The organism is Rahnella sp. ChDrAdgB13 (assembly GCF_017655185.1).
Classification (GTDB): domain Bacteria; phylum Pseudomonadota; class Gammaproteobacteria; order Enterobacterales; family Enterobacteriaceae; genus Rahnella; species Rahnella contaminans.
Map to the genome: position 1 here is coordinate 15,324 of NZ_JAEMGT010000008.1, position 16,875 is coordinate 32,198.

Sequence of the window (16,875 nt, forward strand, 5' to 3'; positions counted from 1 at the left end):
CAATCAGACGGGGTCTGACACATACAGAGGGAATAGTAGATCAAAAGAGGACATGTTTTAAATCGATGCGTGCGGTTACGACGCACTGACGTTTATGACAAGGTCAAAACCTTGGGCTCGCCGCCCAAACTGGCACAAAGGGTTTTAAACGAAACCCTTTGGATTCCTGCGTTTTTTTAACTGCGCGCTATCGCTGGGTCGATGGACGTGCTCTGTTGCTTCCGCGTGTGGCGCGAAATCTCGCCGCTACGCGGTTCCTTCTCTCGGTCTTCGAGCCACAGGTCTCGAAGCCGCTCCGTTCAGCAAAATTTTTAATCACGCCATTTCACTCTCTGAAAAGCAGATCGGTTTTAAATTTAAGATTGTGCGGGCGATTCAGAAATCTTGCCGAACGGAGCGGCCTGAAGACCCAGGGCTTCAGGACCGAGAGAGGGAACCGCGCAGCGGCAAGATTTCCAGCCTGTCGCAGCGGTTGCTGAAACATAGCCAGCGAGCGACAGCGCGAAGTAAAAAAGCGAGGAGGAATCCAAAGGAGGAAAAGCACTTTCCTCCTTTGGGCGGTTTGGGCGCAGCGCGTTAAGCGATCACCGCATGTGAGAAACCGAAATTTTCTCAGTCAGCCCGCCGGTGCAACCGGCCAAAGCCGCCTGATGCCCGGCCTGGCATTCAGATCGCCCATCCGCCCGCATAAAACACCACGAGCGCCACAGCGATAACCACCGTTCCGACGTTCAGCTTGCGCCATTCTCCGGAGAAGATACGGCCAATCACCAGCGCGCTGAAGCCCAGCATGATGCCGGTGACGATGTTACAGGTCAGCACGATGAATACCGCGCACAACAGGCCGGACATCGCATCAACGAAGTCGTTGAAATCCAGTTTGGTCACGTTGCTGAGCATCAGCAGGCCGACGTACATCAGCGCTGGCGCGGTCGCGTAAGCCGGAACCAGATAAGATAACGGTGACAGGAACAACATCAGCAGAAACAGAACTCCGACGACGGTGGCGGTCAGGCCGGTTTTGCCGCCTGCCGCTGTACCCGCTGCCGATTCAATGTAGACCGCTGCCGGTGAAGCGCCGACCAGAGAGGCAAAAATGCTGCTTACGGAGTCCGCGGTCAGAGCTTTGCCGCCGCTGATGATCTGGCCGTTTTCGTCGAGCAGGTTTGCCTGCCCGGCAACGGCGCGGATGGTGCCGGTAGCATCAAAGACCGCCGTCATGACCAGCGCCAGAACGCTTGGCAGCACGGCGGCTTTCAGCGCGCCCATGATATCGAGATCGAAAATGACCGATTTGCCGTCTGCGCCCGCCAGGGAAGGCATCGCGAACAGGCCCTGATATTTCACCGCAGGATCGAAAATCAAACCAATCACGGAAATCGCGATGATCACCAGCAGAATGCCGCCGGGAACGCGCAGTTTCTCAAGGCCGAAAATCACCGCCAGGCCGAGCAAGGTCATCACAACCGGGAAAGAGGTAAATGCGCCCAACGCGACCGGTAAACCGTCCAGCGGGTTTTTCACCACCAGGCCGACGCCGTTGGCAGCGATTAACAACAGGAACAGGCCGATACCGATGCCGGTGCCATGCGCAACGCCGGTCGGCAGGTTGCGCAAAATCCACGACCGGATCCCGGTGACCGAGATAATCGTGAACAGCACGCCCATCAGGAATACTGCGCCTAACGCCACGGGCACACTGATGTGCTGGCCGAGCACCAGGCTGAATGCCGTGAACGCCGTCAGTGAAATCGCACAGCCAATCGCCAGCGGCAGATTCGCCCACAAGCCCATCAGCAGCGAGCCAAAACCGGCAACCAGACAGGTCGCGACAAACACCGCGCTCGGCGAAAATCCGGCTTTACCCAGCATGGACGGCACCACAATCACCGAATAAACCATCGCCAGAAACGTCGTTAAACCGGCGATCACTTCCTGACGGACGTTGCTGCCACGCGCACTGATTTTGAAAAATGCATCAAACGGGCCTTTTGGCGCAACAGCGCTGCCCGTCTGAGGGTGTTGACTCGACATGGAAAATCCTCTGAATGTCTTTACTGATTAGCCGGCGTGGTCATTATGAAATCGTTTCTGCACGTTCGCTTCCTTACCCGTAGCCTGAAACCGCCGAAATCAGCGTCAGATCTACAAGGCAAACGTTTAACTCACATCGCGTATGGCGGGTCTGAAAAATTAAGCAAACGATTATCCGGCCTTTAAACCCCACATTTCAACTACGATCGACGACAATTTACCGTTGTTCGGTCAATAAAAACGCGGTTGTGATGTAAATTCAGCCGGCTGGCGATTTGCTGTGCGGTATCGGTTGCGCATCAGTTTTTTTGCGGCGATGAACGGCAAAAGCAAAACGGACAAGAACAGGATTATTTCACGGGCTGATGATATTGCGCTCATGACGACAATCACGGCACGCACGAACGCAACAAAATACCCCGGACTTAACGCAATATCGTGAAAGGTCCGCCGTTTTCCAGCGCCTTCTGATAAGCCGGACGCGCGGTCACATTCGATAACCATGCATTTAAGTGTGGGTATTGTCCGAGTCCGGCGCGGGCATTTATAGCTTCTATCGGGAAACTCATCTGAATATCCGCCGCGCTGAACTGATACCCGGCGAAATAAGGATGGGTGGCGAGATGTTTCTCCAGATAATCCATATGGGTATAAATTTGTTTATCCAGATAATTTTTCTGCACACCCTGTCCGATTGCGCCCGCCAGCGGACGGATAAGCCACGGCATCGGCGGTTTGCCTAAGCGGCTGAAAATCAGTTTCATCACCAGCAACGGCATCAGGGAACCTTCCGCATAATGCATCCAGTAGCGGTATTGCTGACGTTCAGCGAAGGCCGACGGTTTAAGCGTGCTGCCTTCATCATAAACTTCCTGCAAGTATTCAATGATGGCGCCGGACTCCGCAAGGATCAGCCCGTTGTCTTCCAGCACCGGCGACTTGCCCAGAGGATGCACTTTTTTCAGCGCAGCAGGCGCCAGCATCGACTTTTTATCCCGTTGATAATGCTGAATTTCATACGGGACACTCAATTCCTCAAGCATCCATAAGATTCGCTGCGAACGTGAATTATCCAAATGATGCACTGTGATCATAAATACCTTCCGCTCTGTTTCATTTAATTATTTGTTAACTATAGACAAGGCCTGAATAGCCGGAACATATTCATTTAAAAACCATGATGTTTATCGGGTTTATTAGCCGCAGATTAAGCCGGAAATTATTTTTATTTGATTAAAATCACTTACGGATTAATCTTAATTACACGAAAAAAATTATCGTAACTTCATTCGCCTTTAATAAATCTTAATGCCATTATCGCCGAATCTAAAATAGACCCCCTGCCTGTGTGGAGCCTTACATGTTTTCCAGTAATTACAACAATGTGCTTGTAATGTTTTCGTTCATTGTTGCAATGCTTGCCTCTTATACCGCGCTTGATATGGCGGGCCGGGTTGCCACGACAGAGGGAAAGGCTTCCCGTCTCTGGTTGAGCGGGGGCGCCATTGCGATGGGCATCGGTATCTGGTCCATGCATTTTATCGGCATGCTGGCCTTTAATTCGGCCATGCCAATGGGTTACGACCCGGTTATTACGCTGCTTTCCATGGTCATCGCCATTATCTCTTCCGTCTTTGCGCTGTGGCTGGTTTGCCTGCCGAATTTACCGACCGGGCGCTTACTGGCCGGGGCATTGCTGATGGGCGGCGGAATTTCCGCCATGCATTACACCGGGATGGCCGCGATGCTGATGATGCCACCCATTGTTTACGATTACTGGTGGGTTGCGCTGTCCGTGGTTGTGGCGATTGTCGCCTCGGGCGCGGCGCTGTGGATGGCGTTTCATCTTCGTCAGCAATCCCCGAATGTCCGGCTGTTGCGCATCAGCGCGGCGGTGATCATGGGCACGGCGATTGTCGGCATGCATTACATCGGCATGGCGGCGGCGCAATTTCCGATGGACAGCCACAGTATGGCAGCGTTCAGTGGCGTAGATAACAACTGGCTGGCGCTGCTGGTGATCGTGGTAACGCTGGCGATTCTGGCGATCACGCTTATTATTTCGATTCTCGACGGCCGTATGCAGGCGCGCACCTCCATTCTGGCGTCGTCGCTGGCACAAGCAAACCGCGAACTGACGCAGCTGGCGCTGCACGACAATCTCACGCGGCTGCCAAACCGTTTGCTGCTGGAAGACCGTCTCAGCCAGGCATTTCAGAAAGCATCACGCGGTGAATCTCAGTTTGCCGTGCTTTTTCTCGATCTCGACGGTTTTAAAGCGGTCAATGACGCGTTCGGCCACCATATCGGCGACCAGTTGCTGATCTCGGTGACGGAACGCCTGCAATCCCAGCTGCGCGCGACGGATACGCTGGCGCGTCTGGGTGGCGATGAATTTATCCTGCTGGTGGAAATCACCGAACCGGGTGACGCTTCTCAGCTGGCCGACCGGCTGGTGCATCTGATTGCGCGTCCGTTTTACGTTTCCCGCTATGAATTGCTGGTGTCGGCCAGTGTCGGTATTGCGGTGTATCCGGGCGACGGCGAAAACGAGCGCGAGCTGATGCTCAATGCCGATGCGGCGATGTACCACACCAAGAATTCAGGCCGTAACGGGCATAGTTTCTTCCAGCCGTCGATGAACGCTAATGCGCAAAATCAGTTACAGATGCTCAATGATTTGCGTCTGGCGATTGAACACCACGAACTGCGCTTACATTATCAGCCGAAATTTATTGCGCCTTACGGGCCGGTTTGCGGGTTTGAAGCACTGCTGCGCTGGGAACGCAACGGCACCACGCTGAGCCCGGATGTTTTCCTGCCACTGGCGGAAAAAACCGGTCTGATCATTCCGATTGGCGAATGGGTGCTTAACGAAGCGTGCCGCCAGCTGCGTGAATGGCATCTTGCCGGACACACAAACTGGACCGTTGCCGTAAACCTCTCCACTTTGCAGTTTGAGCAGGCCAATCTGGTGGAAATGGTGATTGATACCGTTGAGCGTCATCAGATCCCGCCGGAAATGCTGACGCTGGAAGTCACCGAAACGACCGCGATGCGCAACCCGGATGTCAGCGTAGAAATCCTCGAACGCCTGACGAAGTACGGCGTCAAAGCGTCGATTGATGATTTCGGTACCGGCTATTCCAGCTTGCTGTATCTCAAACGACTTCCCGCCAGCGAGCTGAAAATCGACGGCGCGTTTATTAACGATCTGATTGCCGGAAGTGAAGATGCCAGCATTGTTTCGGCGATTATTGCGCTGGGCCAGACGCTGAATCTTAAGGTCGTGGCCGAAGGCGTGGAAACTACCCAGCAGCAGGATTTCCTGACGCAACTGGGTTGTGACACGTTGCAGGGCTATCTGCTGGGGCGTCCGATGACACCACAACAGATTGCCCAGCATCCCGATTCTGACTGGGAACCCCGGCTGAACATCATCGATAAAGTCTGATGGTGTTCTGCCCTGACGTTCAGCCCTGAAGCGCCGCCGTGCGGAAATAACGCACGGCATTGCGCAACTCGATGCTCTGTTCCGTCAGGGATTGCGCGGCGGCAGCGGCCTGTTCAACCAGCGCCGCATTCTGCTGCGTGACCTGATCCATTTGGTCGACCGCAATTCCCACTTCATGAATGCCGGTGTGCTGCTCCGAACTCGCGGTCGAAATTTCACTGACGATACCGGCAACTTTATTCACCGAGCTGACAATTTCCTGCATCGCTTTACTCGCGCGATCTGCCTGCTGCGACCCCTCGGCGATTTTGCTGACCGTCCCCTGGATCAGGTCTTTTATTTCTTTCGCCGCCTGCCCGCTTTTTTGCGCCAGCACGCGCACTTCGCTGGCGACCACGGCAAACCCTTTCCCCTGCGTTCCGGCACGGGCGGCTTCAACGGCAGCATTCAGCGCCAGCAAGTTGGTCTGAAACGCGATGCCCTCAATCACGCTGATAATGTTGATAATCTCGCGGGAACTGCCGGAAACATCGCGCATATGCGCCTGCATGCCGGTCACAATCGCGCCGCCCTGAGAAGCCGTTTTCGAGGTTTCATGCGCCAGCGCGCTGGCTTCGCGGGCATTTTCGGCGTTCTGGCTGACGGTCGTCGTCAGGTTTTGCATGTTTGAACTGGTCTGCACCAGCGACGCCGCCTGTTCTTCTGTGCGCTGCGACAAATCAGTATTGCCCTGCTCGATTTCACTCGCCGCGTGACTGATGGATTCGCTGCCTTCCATAATCTGATTAATGGTTTTATTGAGCTGCTGATTCATGCCTTCCAGCGAGGCCAGCAGGCTGCCGGTATCACCCGGTTTCAACTCAATTTTCGCCGCCAGATTTCCGGCGGCGATTTCACGCATGATCGACGCCGCATACGCCGGTTCGCCGCCCAGTTGTTTCACCAGATTACGCGCCAGCAGTAACGCCATCGCCAGCGAAACCAGGAAAGCAAATCCCACCAGCGCCAGGAACATCATGCTGGCATTGTGATAACTGTTGCGGGCCTGCGCGGCAGCCTTTTCGCTGTTCGCCAGTTCGTCGCTGACCAGCGTCGCCAGATCAGCCATCAGCTGCGTGCGGTATTTACGTGAGTTATCGCCGCTGATTTGCGTCGCCTGCGCAATATCGTTGCGCTCAACGGCAGCAATGACGGCGTCGTTCGCCAGCGAGAACTGCGCAAAGTTATTCATGATTTGCGTAAACAGCGCAGATTTACTGCCGCCGCTGTCCAGCTTCTGATAGGCGTTTTCGGCTTCTTTAAACGTCGCCACGGCCTGCATGATTTCACTCCGGTGACCGTCGCGCGGCGCACCTTGCGGTGAGGCAATGTACTGCACCTGTTGCAGGCGCAGTTCGGCCAGCGTGCCGCGCATTACCAGCGGATACTGAACGCCGGGAAGCCGGTAGGCGCGGTAACTTTCAATTTGCTGATTGCTGCTGTTGAGCAGCCAGGCGGACATCGCCGCGAGGATCAGCATCAGACCCAGTACGAGCGCGAACGCCCCCAGTAAACGCGTCAGGACAGAGAGATTGGTTATTTTTTTCATTCGGACACTTCGTTAATTCAGTGACTTGAAACTCTGATAACGGCAAGCGAAGGGATAACTTTAGGATAAATGAAACTATATTTCAGTTTGTTAAACACTGACTTTCAAAATGTAATTCGCGGGTTACCGGACGAATTTTTCGTGTTACCCGCAGGGGCTGAAAACTTGATGTGGCAGGCATTTTTGGCGTTACGCTCATTTATGCGGAGAATAACGCCAGAAGGTTATTTCGGGGAGAAATCCGGCCATAACGGCTGAACCACGGACAGCAGGTTTGCCGTTCCGGCGGCCACGGACATGTGGCGGTAATTATCGGTGCCGTCCGGCAACTGAGTGAAATTCACCCTAGTTTCCAGCCCGGCTTCCTGACATATCACCGCGCCGCCGGCGATGTCCCACAGCGTGGTGCGGCGTTGCAAATGCCCGTCGATAATTCCTTTGGCGGCAAACACCATGCCGACGGTGGTGCAGCGGTAACAATGCACCGACCATTCTGCCGCGCGCAGCCCCTGATAAAACGATGACGCCTCATCCAGTTTGTCATCCGAACTGTCGCCCAGCGACACGATCTGGACATCGCCAAAACGGTCGTCACGGCGGAAAGGTTTGCCGTTATGGAAAATGCCCTGTCCGGATCCTGCGGCAAAAAGTTCGTTCAGCACCGGCAACGCAACCACGCCGATCACCGGTTTTTTCCGTTCGACCAGCCCGAGCGAAACGCCCCACAGCGGCGAACCGCGCAGGAAATTCGACGTACCGTCGATTGGATCAATCACCCAGCAGGACGCATCAGTCAGCACGCCGCCCAGCTCTTCGCCGATAATCGCGTCCTGCGGAAAATGCTGCGCCAGCTGCGCGCGGATAAACTGCTCTACCGCCACGTCGGCTTCTGAAACAAAATCCTGCGTTCGTTTACTGCTGACTTCGATACTGTCCCGGCGGTTGAAAAAACCCAGCGCCAGTTCTGCCGCCTGAGCCGTAATCTGGCTGGCTAGCACCAGTTTTGCGGACATCGTATTGTGAGTCATCATAAATCCTGATTTTTCAGTCTGAAGAAAAAATACACGGTCATAGAATGCACCGGAATTGATGAATAAAAAATGACAACCTGCCGCTTGCCAAAACAGCGTAAAACCTTCTATATCTGTGTGCTTAACTTTTCAGCGTGATGCCGGAGAAAACCATGCCAGACGCCGCCCATTGGATCCCCTTCTTACTGATTTGTGTTGGCCTGGTGTTAACGCCCGGCCCGAACATGATTTACCTGATTTCGCGCTCGCTGTGTCAGGGCCCGAAAGCCGGGCTGATTTCCCTTGGCGGCGTGGTGCTGGGTTTTCTGTTTTATATGCTGTTTGCGGCACTCGGCATTACCGCGCTGCTCATGGCGGTGCCGTTTGCCTATGACGCCCTGCGGATCGGCGGTGCGGCGTATTTGCTGTATATGGCGTGGCAGGCAGTGAAACCCGGCGGGCGCTCGCCGTTTCAGGTCAAAGATTTGCCGCGCGACAGCAACAGAAAGCTGTTTACCATGGGGCTGGTGACCAATTTACTGAATCCGAAAGCCGCAGTGTTGTACCTGACCTTATTGCCTCAATTTATCGTTCCAGAGCAAGGCCACGTCCTCACACAATCTCTGGTGCTGGGCATCACGCAAATCATCGTCAGCTTTACCTTCAATGCCCTGATCGCACTCTCAGCGGGATATATTGCCCTGTTTCTGGCCGGTCGCCCGTTGTGGATGGTGCTTCAGCGCTGGTTTATGGGCGCGGTGCTGGGCGGACTGGCGGTGCGTATGCTGCTCGAAGGACGTAAATAGCGCCATAAAACAGATAAAGCCGTTTCTGAAAGCGGCTTTGTCTGTGGTCATATTCAGTCCTTTATTAACGCTATATAATCCTCTGCACAACGAAAACAGAGGAATTCCTTCGTGCGCGCATTTTCATCCAAATTACTGCCATCCGCTTTGCTGCTCGGCCTTGTCCTGAGCTTCTCCTCACAATCCGCTCTGGCCTCACGCCAGATCACCGATCAGCTCGGGCGTCAGGTAACCCTTCCCGATCAGGTTGACCGCGTGGTTGTGCTGCAACACCAGACGCTCAATCTTCTGGTTCAGCTTGATGCGACCAAAGATATCGTCGGCGTGCTCAACAACTGGCAACAGCAACTGGGCAGTGGTTATGTGCGTCTCGCGCCATCTCTGGAAAAAACGCCGGTGGTGGGCGATTTAACCAGCGTGAATCTGGAAAGCGTGGTTGCCCTGCATCCGCAGGTGGTATTCGTCACCAACTATGCGCCGCAGGAAATGATCGACCAGATCAGCCAGACCGGCATCGCAGTCGTCGCCGTTTCTTTACGTGATGATCCGAAAGGTGAGGAACATAAGATGAATCCGGTGCTACCGGATGAAGATCAGGCATATACCGAAGGTTTGAAGAAAGGGATCCAGCTGATCGGGGAAGTGGTCAACCGCCAGAAACAGGCGCAGTCATTGATCGACTATACTTTTGCTCAGCGCCAGTTAACCAGCACGCGCCTGAAAAACGTTCCGGCTGACCAGCGCATTCGCACTTATATGGCCAATCCTGACCTGACCACCTACGGTTCCGGCAAATATACCGGGCTGATGATGTCCCATGCCGGCGCGCTCAACGTGGCCGCCGCGACCGTGAAAGGCTACAAACAGGTTTCACTTGAGCAGGTGATCGCCTGGAATCCGCAGGTGATCTTCGTGCAGGACAGGTATCCGGAAGTCGTCGGTCAGATCAACCATGATCCGAAATGGCAGAGCATTGATGCGGTCAAAAATCACCGCGTTTATCTGATGCCGGAATACGCCAAAGCCTGGGGCTACCCGATGCCTGAAGCGCTGGCGATTGGTGAATTGTGGATGGCGAAAAAACTGTATCCGCAAAAATTCGCCGACATCGATATGCAAAAACAGGCTGACGCCTATTATCAGCGCTTCTACCGGACAGATTTCAAACCTGCCGCAGAAGCGACGCACGCGGGGAAATAACCTCATCCCGGTGCCGTACTTTTTTGGGGTAATGTGACAAGGAGCTCTGATGACAAACTCGATCAAAGTGCTGGCCGCAGGTAGCCTGCGCCGCGCATGGGCACCGCTGTGTGAGGCTTTTCAGGATAAAACCGGCGGCAAAGTGGTGACCGAATTCGGCCCCGCCGGGCTGCTGCGCGAAAGAATTGAACAGGGCGAAAAAGTCGATTTATTCGCCTCGGCCAACACCGCGCATCCACTGGCGTTGCAGCAACATGGCAAGGCGCTGGAAGTGGACGTTTTCTGCGGAAACAGCCTGTGCGTGACGGCGCGCAAAGGGCCGGAGCTTGAAAAACTGAACTGGCTGAATGTGTTGCTCGACTCGCGTTTTCGTCTGGCGACCTCCACGCCGCAAAGCGATCCTTCCGGCGATTACACCTGGCAGATGTTTGAGCTGATTGAGCGGCGTCATCCGGGCGCGGGCGAGGCTTTGCGTAATAAAGCGCTGCGGCTGGTCGGTGGCGCGAAATCGGCCAAAGTTCCGGAAGGCAAACTGGCGGCAGAATGGCTGATTTGCAGCGGACAAGCCGATGTGTTTATCGGCTATACCAGTTATGCCACGCTGTTGCGGGAAAATGATGCGCTGGAAGTGTTCAACGTACCGGCCGATTACAACGTGCGGGCGCGCTATGCACTCGCGACGTGTACAGAAAAGGGCAAACCGCTGGCAGAATTTATTCTTTCAGAAACCGGCCAGCACATTTTGCAGAATGCCGGTTTTTGCGGAAAACATTCGGTGATGCAGGAATAATCAAAAATACCCAAATAATTCGAGTTGCAGGAAGGCGGGCAACGATGTAATCCCGATGAGCTTACACAAGTAAGTGATTCGGGTTACGGATTGCAGCCAACGCATCTGCAGCTCGAAGTATGAAGGGTATTATAAATCCCGTTCTTTCATTGCGCGCTGACGATCATAGTACTCATCTTCAGCGGCGATGATTTCATCGAGCAGGGAATCCACATCCGCTTTATGCGTATCTTCGGCGAACTGACCGGTCAGAGGCGTTTCCGGCGTCAGTTTGCCGTCTTCATATAACGCCCAGATTTCTTTCGCATAACGCGTTTCCAGCAGCTGCGGCGCGAACTGACCATAATATTCGGTCATGTTATTCACATCGCGCTCAAACATCGATTCGGCATGATTGTTCGCGGCGGCATCCACGGCCTGCGGCAGGTCGATAATCACCGGCCCGTCGGCATCCATCAGCACGTTAAATTCTGACAAATCCCCGTGAACGATACCCGCGCACAGCATGCGCACGATATTGCGGATCATGGTTTCGAAATCCGCCACGGCTTCTTCTTCGGTCAGGATAACGTCGCTCAGACGCGGCGCTACCACGCCGTCAGCGTCAGTGATCAGCTCCATTAGCAACACGCCATCAAGACAAATGTAAGGCTGCGGCACGCGTACCCCGGCGTTTGCCAGACGGAACAGCGCATCCACTTCTGCCGTTTGCCAGGATTCTTCCTGCTGCTTGCGCCCGAATTTTGACCCTTTTTGCATCGCACGCGCGTTGCGGGTGTTCCGGACTTTTCGGCCTTCCTGATACTGCACGGCCTGCTTGAAACTACGCTGTGTGGCTTCTTTATAAACTTTGGCACAACGAATCTCTTCACCGCATAAAACGGTGTACACGTCGGCTTCTTTGCCACTTTTCAAACGACGGACCACATCGTCGATCAGGCCGTCATCCACCAGAGGTTGGATTCTATTTGGGATTTTCATGCAGCCTTGTACCTTATTTCAGCGCATGAGGGAATGACCTGCGCAATATTCCCTGCATTACACACCAGACACGCCGTTCGCGTCATCCTTTCTTAATCCTTCTTTCTCACTATACTCAAGGCTACAGTTTAACGTAGTGGCGCAGTAGTGGATACTTTCTGCGCACAGGTTCTTCTCATTCTGCGATGAAAATGCCCTCCGGCGCCCGCCGATATCGCATAAACACCCCGCGTTAATTTGACTTAATTATTTTGTTCACACCTGATAATTATTTCCCATTGTAAGTAATGATGCCCGATTATTTAATTTTCATGACAACGGAACTTTTTAAATATTTTAAGCTTTTCGTGCTGTTGAGGTTGCGTTTACTTGCGGCAAAATCTGGTATACGTTCCGTTTAGAATAGGGGTGATACTGTGCCGTTAATTTCCCGTTGCAGGTCATCGTTATGAACACCATTTTAATTACCGGCGCTACAGGTTTCGTGGGCGGAGCGGTTGTTGAATATATTCTTCGTCAACAATTAAGTTCTAAAAACCAATTATTACTTTTAGTCAGGGCTGACGATAGTGCGACGGGACTCGCCAGAATTATCGACAATTTGAGAAAGTTTGAATTGTCGGATGAACAACTTGCCGCGATTAATGAGCAATCAATATTAACCGGTGACCTTTCTGAACCTGAGAGCTTTATTCAGGATCCGCGTTTAGATCATGTCACACATGTTATTAACTGCGCCGCGATTGCGTCATTTGGTAATAATCCGGCGATGTGGCGTGTCAACGTTGAAGGTTCACTGATTTTCGCCAAACGCATGGCGCAGGTCAAAGGCCTGCAACGGTTTGTCCACGTCGGCACCGCGATGGCATCCATGCCGGACAAAGACAGCGTCTTCTATGAAGGCATGCCGGACAACGAACACAACGAAGATCTGGTGCAGTACACCGCTTCCAAGCGCGCCATCGAAAACCTGGTTCGTACCGAATGCCCGAACCTGCCGTTTGTGGTCGCCCGTCCGTCAATCATTGTGGGTCACACACAGTATGGCTGCCAGCCGTCCAGCAGCATTTTCTGGGTCTTCATGATGGCGATTAAACTGAAGAAATTTACCTGTACGCTCGACGATCAGGTAGATGTTATTCCGGTTGATTATTGCGCCATGGTGCTGGTGAAATTGTGCCTTGCGGCTGAACTGAACCACAGTTTCTATCATATTTCTTCCGGTGAAGAAATGTGTACGCCATTCCATGAAATAGATACGTCTGTGGCAAAAGCCAATAATACATCGCGTATTATCAGTGAATATCAGCAGATCAGTTATCAGGAATTTACCGGTATCCGTAAACAGTTTAAAGACGTGCTCGGGCCGTGTAATGACAAGATAATTTTGCGTGCGATTAAACTTTACGGCGGCTTTGCGCAATTAAATGTGAAGTTTGATAATTCGCGTTTGCTGAATATGGGTATTCCTAAACCCGCCGCCTTCAAAAGTTATATTGATAAATGTGTTTCTTCCACCCGTGGTCAGACAATATCTGAACTGATGAGGGTTGATTTTAAATAAACCGATGCGTCTGTTTGAGTCATCAAACGGCCCTTTATCTTTTATCTCTGCCCGAAAGATAAAGGGAACGGTTTAGAATACAACGACGCCGCGAAGGACATTGCGGCGTCGTATTTTTCGTGGTGTGAGCGGCTCAGACCAGGCCGTTTCTTCCATAAAGCCGGAAACCTTCACGCTGGTTTAACCGGTCATAATAGGCGGCCACCGCAGGCAAAGCCGGGCGCGACATCGGCGTCATCGACCAGCGGTTTACCGCCAGCCCGAGCGGAATATCTGCCAGCGTAAAATTATCTCCCAGCACGTAATCACCGCTGCGCTGCAATTGTTCTTCGAGCATTTGCATGTGGCGGTTCCATTCGCTGACACCGGCATCAATCAGTGCCGGATCCTGATGCTGCGGGCTGTTGCGCGCCAGCGCCGGAAACGCATAACGCCACGAATTATTCAGCTCACCCGCCTGCCAGTCCATCCACTGTTCCGTAAGAGCACGGCGTTTCGGGTCGGAAGACAGCAAATCCTCGCGCCCTTCCCGCGCGGCCAGATAACGGCAAATCACGTTGGATTCCCACAACACAAACTCACCGTCGAGCACCACCGGCACCATCGCATTCGGGTTCAGCGCCTTAAATTCCGGTGTCTGCGTGGACTGAAACCCCGAACCAAACTGCTCCTGTTCGAACTCCAGTCCCAGCTCAAAACAGGTCCACAAGACTTTACGCACGTTGATTGACGGTGATTTACCCAGAATTTTCAGCATGACTTCCCCTCAATGTGGAAACGATTACCGGCGGATAAAAATCCGCGTTTTTGTACCGTGATACGTCGTGTCTGTTTGCGCGACAAAACCGCACTTCTCCGCCAGCCGGATTGACGCGTGATGTTCCGGCTCGATAATGCAGCACAGCTGGCGATCAATGCTGGCTTCTGCCCAGTTCAGCACCGCCTGTGCGGCCTCAGAAGCATAGCCTTTGCCGTGAAATTTTGGCGAAACCACCCAGCCCATTTCCGCCATGCCGTTCAGCGAAGGCGAGATATCGCGCTGATAATCTGCCAGACCAATTTCCCCGACAAACGCCCCTTCCGCACCGTTGTGCTTTTCAAACACAATCCAGTAGCCAAAACCGAGCATCTGCCAGTGGCCGGGATAACGCAGCAAACGGCTCCAGCTGGCCTCGCGGGTGGACGGCGTGCCGCCGATATATTTCACAACGGCCGGATCGGCCCACTGTGCGGCGATATCGTCGAAATCTTCCACGCGATGCCCGCGCAAAATCAAACGTTCGGTTTCAAGAACAGGCGTCTGAGTCAGCATAATTTTCCTTTGAGTTTTTCTGATTTATTCCGATGACCATTAACTTAGCATTGGAATTGTTCGGTCGGAAAGAGGGGTTTTTAGCCGGAAAAGGAAATCAGACAATAATGCCGCTGCGCAGCGCCGAAGGCGTCAAGCCGCGCACCGATTTAAAGCGGTTACTGAAATGGCTGGCGGAGCTGAATCCGCATTCCAGCGCAATGGAAGTGATGTCCAGTGTACTGTTCTTTAACAGATTTTCCGCCTGAATCAACCGCGCATTCATCACATACTGGTGCGGTGCCATGCCCATGCTGAGTTTAAACATGCGGGCAAAATGAAACTCGCTGAGTTCCGCCAGCAGCGCCAGTTCCGGCAGCAATAACGGCTCCGCCAGGTGCGCGTGGATATAGTCTTTTACACGGTTGAGAATGTACGGCGCGAGCCCGCCGCGCACTACCGGCAGCGCCCATTGCAGATGGGTGTAATTTTTGACCAGATGCGCCATCAGCAGATTTGCCGCACTGCTCAGCATCAGCTGATTGCTGTTTTCTTGCCACTGGCTGCTGAGCAAAAAGTGGCGATACAGCAACGTAATCTGCGGATCCTCCTCAAACGTGCGCTCTTCCACCTGAATCGACGCCGGGCTGCGATCCCACGTTTGCTCCACCAGATGCCGCAGATGATCGTCAGAACAATACAGATGCACAAACGACAAATCGTCGCGCACATCCCAGCTCGACATGCTGTGTTTTGGCATCAGGCAAAAACGATCTGGCCCGCCGCCGTTACGCCACCCGCCGCGGGTTTTGTGATAACACTCATAACCGTCGGCGACGTAAAGACTCAGCGTGTGATGGTCCGGGCTTTCCTGCGTCACGATGTCGTTTTTGTTCGACCAGGCCGCCAGCTGAATGCCGGAGCCCAGCGCCACACTGTCGTGCAGAACCGCTTTATGCTTACGCAGCGTTTCGAAAGCCTGATAAACCTTCGCCATGATGAGCACCGAGTGGAGGAAAGAGGAGATCCAGTTTACGTTTTCAGATACAGGTTGAGCCAGATTTTGCTGCCACTGAACCGCAAAAAATGCGCAAGAATATGCAACTCACCGCAAGCCGCTGAAATCCCGTCGCGCCATATTCCGGCAGAATCTCGTTCAATCAATACTTTGCGTGAGAGAAGTCCATGAATGTGTTTTTGTATATCTCTGTGATTATTATCTGGGGCACCACCTGGTTTGCCATTTATCTGCAACAGGGCGCTGTACCGGTGACAGTTTCGATTTTTTACCGCTTCCTGCTTTCTGCCGTGATTATGCTGGTGGCGCTGCTGGCCGCCCGCCGTTTGCGCCGTCTGGCGCTGAAAGATCATCTGTTTTGCATGGTGCAGGGGTGCTGTGTTTTTTGCTTCAACTTTTACTGCTTCTACCACGCCGCCGCGTACATCACCAGCGGGCTGGAATCGGTAATATTTTCGATGGCCGTGCTGTTTAACGCCTTCAACGGCATGCTGTTTTTTCGCCAGAAACTGGCACCGGCGGTCATTCCCGCCTCCCTCCTCGGGCTGGCGGGCATTGTGACCCTGTTCTGGCACGACCTGAGCGCGACTCATATCGCACCGGAATTACTCAAAGGCATCGGCCTCAGCCTGCTCGGTACCTACGGATTCTCGCTCGGCAATATGATCAGCTCGCGCCATCAGCGCCACGGCCTGGATGTCCTTTCCACTAATACTTACGCGATGTTTTACGGCACCGCGGTGATGGGTGCACTGAGTCTGGTTCAGGGCGCGTCCTTCGCCATCGACCTGAGGCCGCAATACCTCGGTTCGCTGGTTTATCTTTCGGTATTTGGCTCGGTGCTGGCTTTTGGCATGTATTTCACGCTGGTCGGACGCATCGGCGCGAGTCAGGCGGCTTACAGCACCCTGCTGTTCCCGCTGGTCGCGCTGACCGTTTCCACCTTCTACGAAGGCTATCAGTGGCATATCAATGCCATTGTCGGACTGGCGCTTATTCTGCTGGGGAATCTGGTGATGTTCTGCCGTCCGGCCTGGCTGGAGATGTTCAGGCGCAAAGCGGCTACGGCGTAAAACAGGTTACCGGTGCGTACAAAAAATCGCTCGACAGACCGGCTCCTCGTGTTGCATACCTGAAAG

General features: G+C 53.5%; 14 protein-coding genes. 6 read left to right on the forward strand and 8 right to left on the reverse strand.

Annotation, left to right across the window (positions count from 1 at the left end; genetic code table 11):
- Positions 1 to 666: 666 nt before the first annotated feature.
- Both J8X26_RS03625 and J8X26_RS03630 read right to left on the reverse strand, forming a co-directional pair.
- Positions 667 to 2,034: an NCS2 family permease gene (locus J8X26_RS03625; protein WP_165061302.1), complete on the reverse strand. Its 1,368-nt coding sequence runs from the start codon at positions 2,032 to 2,034 to the stop codon at positions 667 to 669.
- 425 nt (positions 2,035 to 2,459) lie between these two features.
- On the reverse strand, positions 2,460 to 3,128 hold the full coding sequence (locus tag J8X26_RS03630) for a glutathione S-transferase family protein (RefSeq protein ID WP_152327391.1): 669 nt from the start codon (positions 3,126 to 3,128) through the stop codon (positions 2,460 to 2,462).
- Between the two features lie 266 nt (positions 3,129 to 3,394).
- Here J8X26_RS03630 and J8X26_RS03635 point away from each other — a divergent pair, with 266 nt between their 5' ends.
- Positions 3,395 to 5,488 (forward strand): bifunctional diguanylate cyclase/phosphodiesterase, encoded by a 2,094-nt coding sequence (locus tag J8X26_RS03635; protein WP_165061299.1) that lies wholly within the window; start codon positions 3,395 to 3,397, stop codon positions 5,486 to 5,488.
- 19 nt (positions 5,489 to 5,507) lie between these two features.
- Here the strand turns inward: J8X26_RS03635 and J8X26_RS03640 are convergent, their stop codons facing one another.
- Entirely contained in the window at positions 5,508 to 7,076 is a 1,569-nt protein-coding gene (locus tag J8X26_RS03640; protein WP_208950193.1) for a methyl-accepting chemotaxis protein, read from the reverse strand.
- 224 nt (positions 7,077 to 7,300) lie between these two features.
- Complete coding sequence (locus J8X26_RS03645; RefSeq protein ID WP_244370325.1) at positions 7,301 to 8,107, reverse strand: inositol monophosphatase family protein; 807 nt, start codon at positions 8,105 to 8,107, stop codon at positions 7,301 to 7,303.
- A 152-nt stretch (positions 8,108 to 8,259) separates the two neighbouring features.
- Between J8X26_RS03645 and J8X26_RS03650 the strand changes: the two genes are divergently transcribed.
- The 3 genes from J8X26_RS03650 to modA all read left to right on the forward strand — a co-directional run bounded on the left by J8X26_RS03650 (position 8,260) and on the right by modA (position 10,882).
- Positions 8,260 to 8,892, forward strand: coding sequence for a LysE family translocator (locus J8X26_RS03650; RefSeq protein ID WP_152327394.1), 633 nt, complete (start codon positions 8,260 to 8,262; stop codon positions 8,890 to 8,892).
- A gap of 111 nt (positions 8,893 to 9,003) precedes the next feature.
- A complete protein-coding gene (locus tag J8X26_RS03655; protein WP_152327395.1) occupies positions 9,004 to 10,092 on the forward strand; it encodes an ABC transporter substrate-binding protein in 1,089 nt (362 codons plus the stop codon).
- A 49-nt stretch (positions 10,093 to 10,141) separates the two neighbouring features.
- The gene (gene modA, locus J8X26_RS03660; RefSeq protein WP_152327396.1) at positions 10,142 to 10,882 is read left to right on the forward strand and encodes a molybdate ABC transporter substrate-binding protein; all 741 of its coding nucleotides are present in this window, start codon (positions 10,142 to 10,144) and stop codon (positions 10,880 to 10,882) included.
- 129 nt (positions 10,883 to 11,011) lie between these two features.
- On the opposite strand, the gene J8X26_RS03665 is transcribed toward modA, so the two are convergent.
- Positions 11,012 to 11,863, reverse strand: coding sequence for a PA4780 family RIO1-like protein kinase (locus J8X26_RS03665; protein WP_152327397.1), 852 nt, complete (start codon positions 11,861 to 11,863; stop codon positions 11,012 to 11,014).
- 448 nt (positions 11,864 to 12,311) lie between these two features.
- Between J8X26_RS03665 and J8X26_RS03670 the strand changes: the two genes are divergently transcribed.
- Entirely contained in the window at positions 12,312 to 13,427 is a 1,116-nt protein-coding gene (locus J8X26_RS03670; RefSeq protein WP_208950194.1) for an SDR family oxidoreductase, read from the forward strand.
- A gap of 133 nt (positions 13,428 to 13,560) precedes the next feature.
- Here J8X26_RS03670 and J8X26_RS03675 read toward each other — a convergent pair whose 3' ends face one another.
- The 3 genes from J8X26_RS03675 to J8X26_RS03685 all read right to left on the reverse strand — a co-directional run bounded on the left by J8X26_RS03675 (position 13,561) and on the right by J8X26_RS03685 (position 15,715).
- Positions 13,561 to 14,184, reverse strand: coding sequence for a glutathione S-transferase family protein (locus tag J8X26_RS03675; protein ID WP_165061287.1), 624 nt, complete (start codon positions 14,182 to 14,184; stop codon positions 13,561 to 13,563).
- 24 nt (positions 14,185 to 14,208) lie between these two features.
- Positions 14,209 to 14,739 carry a GNAT family N-acetyltransferase gene (locus J8X26_RS03680; protein ID WP_208950195.1) on the reverse strand — a complete coding sequence of 177 codons (531 nt, stop codon included), beginning with the start codon at positions 14,737 to 14,739 and terminating at the stop codon, positions 14,209 to 14,211.
- 97 nt (positions 14,740 to 14,836) lie between these two features.
- A complete protein-coding gene (locus J8X26_RS03685) occupies positions 14,837 to 15,715 on the reverse strand; it encodes an AraC family transcriptional regulator (RefSeq protein ID WP_152327470.1) in 879 nt (292 codons plus the stop codon).
- Positions 15,716 to 15,903: 188 nt separating this feature from the next.
- Between J8X26_RS03685 and J8X26_RS03690 the strand changes: the two genes are divergently transcribed.
- The gene (locus J8X26_RS03690; RefSeq protein WP_152327401.1) at positions 15,904 to 16,809 is read left to right on the forward strand and encodes a DMT family transporter; all 906 of its coding nucleotides are present in this window, start codon (positions 15,904 to 15,906) and stop codon (positions 16,807 to 16,809) included.
- The last annotated feature ends 66 nt before the right edge of the window (positions 16,810 to 16,875 follow it).

Excerpts from the sequence above, each read along its gene's own strand:
- J8X26_RS03625 (WP_165061302.1), bottom strand. The coding sequence starts at position 2,034 with ATGTCGAGTCAACACCCTCAGACGGGCAGCGCTGTTGCGCCAAAAGGC.
- J8X26_RS03630 (WP_152327391.1), bottom strand. The coding sequence starts at position 3,128 with ATGATCACAGTGCATCATTTGGATAATTCACGTTCGCAGCGAATCTTA.
- J8X26_RS03635 (WP_165061299.1), top strand. The coding sequence starts at position 3,395 with ATGTTTTCCAGTAATTACAACAATGTGCTTGTAATGTTTTCGTTCATT.
- J8X26_RS03640 (WP_208950193.1), bottom strand. The coding sequence starts at position 7,076 with ATGAAAAAAATAACCAATCTCTCTGTCCTGACGCGTTTACTGGGGGCG.
- J8X26_RS03645 (WP_244370325.1), bottom strand. The coding sequence starts at position 8,107 with ATGATGACTCACAATACGATGTCCGCAAAACTGGTGCTAGCCAGCCAG.
- J8X26_RS03650 (WP_152327394.1), top strand. The coding sequence starts at position 8,260 with ATGCCAGACGCCGCCCATTGGATCCCCTTCTTACTGATTTGTGTTGGC.
- modA (WP_152327396.1), top strand. The coding sequence starts at position 10,142 with ATGACAAACTCGATCAAAGTGCTGGCCGCAGGTAGCCTGCGCCGCGCA.
- J8X26_RS03665 (WP_152327397.1), bottom strand. The coding sequence starts at position 11,863 with ATGAAAATCCCAAATAGAATCCAACCTCTGGTGGATGACGGCCTGATC.
- J8X26_RS03670 (WP_208950194.1), top strand. The coding sequence starts at position 12,312 with ATGAACACCATTTTAATTACCGGCGCTACAGGTTTCGTGGGCGGAGCG.
- J8X26_RS03675 (WP_165061287.1), bottom strand. The coding sequence starts at position 14,184 with ATGCTGAAAATTCTGGGTAAATCACCGTCAATCAACGTGCGTAAAGTC.
- J8X26_RS03680 (WP_208950195.1), bottom strand. The coding sequence starts at position 14,739 with ATGCTGACTCAGACGCCTGTTCTTGAAACCGAACGTTTGATTTTGCGC.
- J8X26_RS03685 (WP_152327470.1), bottom strand. The coding sequence starts at position 15,715 with ATGGCGAAGGTTTATCAGGCTTTCGAAACGCTGCGTAAGCATAAAGCG.
- J8X26_RS03690 (WP_152327401.1), top strand. The coding sequence starts at position 15,904 with ATGAATGTGTTTTTGTATATCTCTGTGATTATTATCTGGGGCACCACC.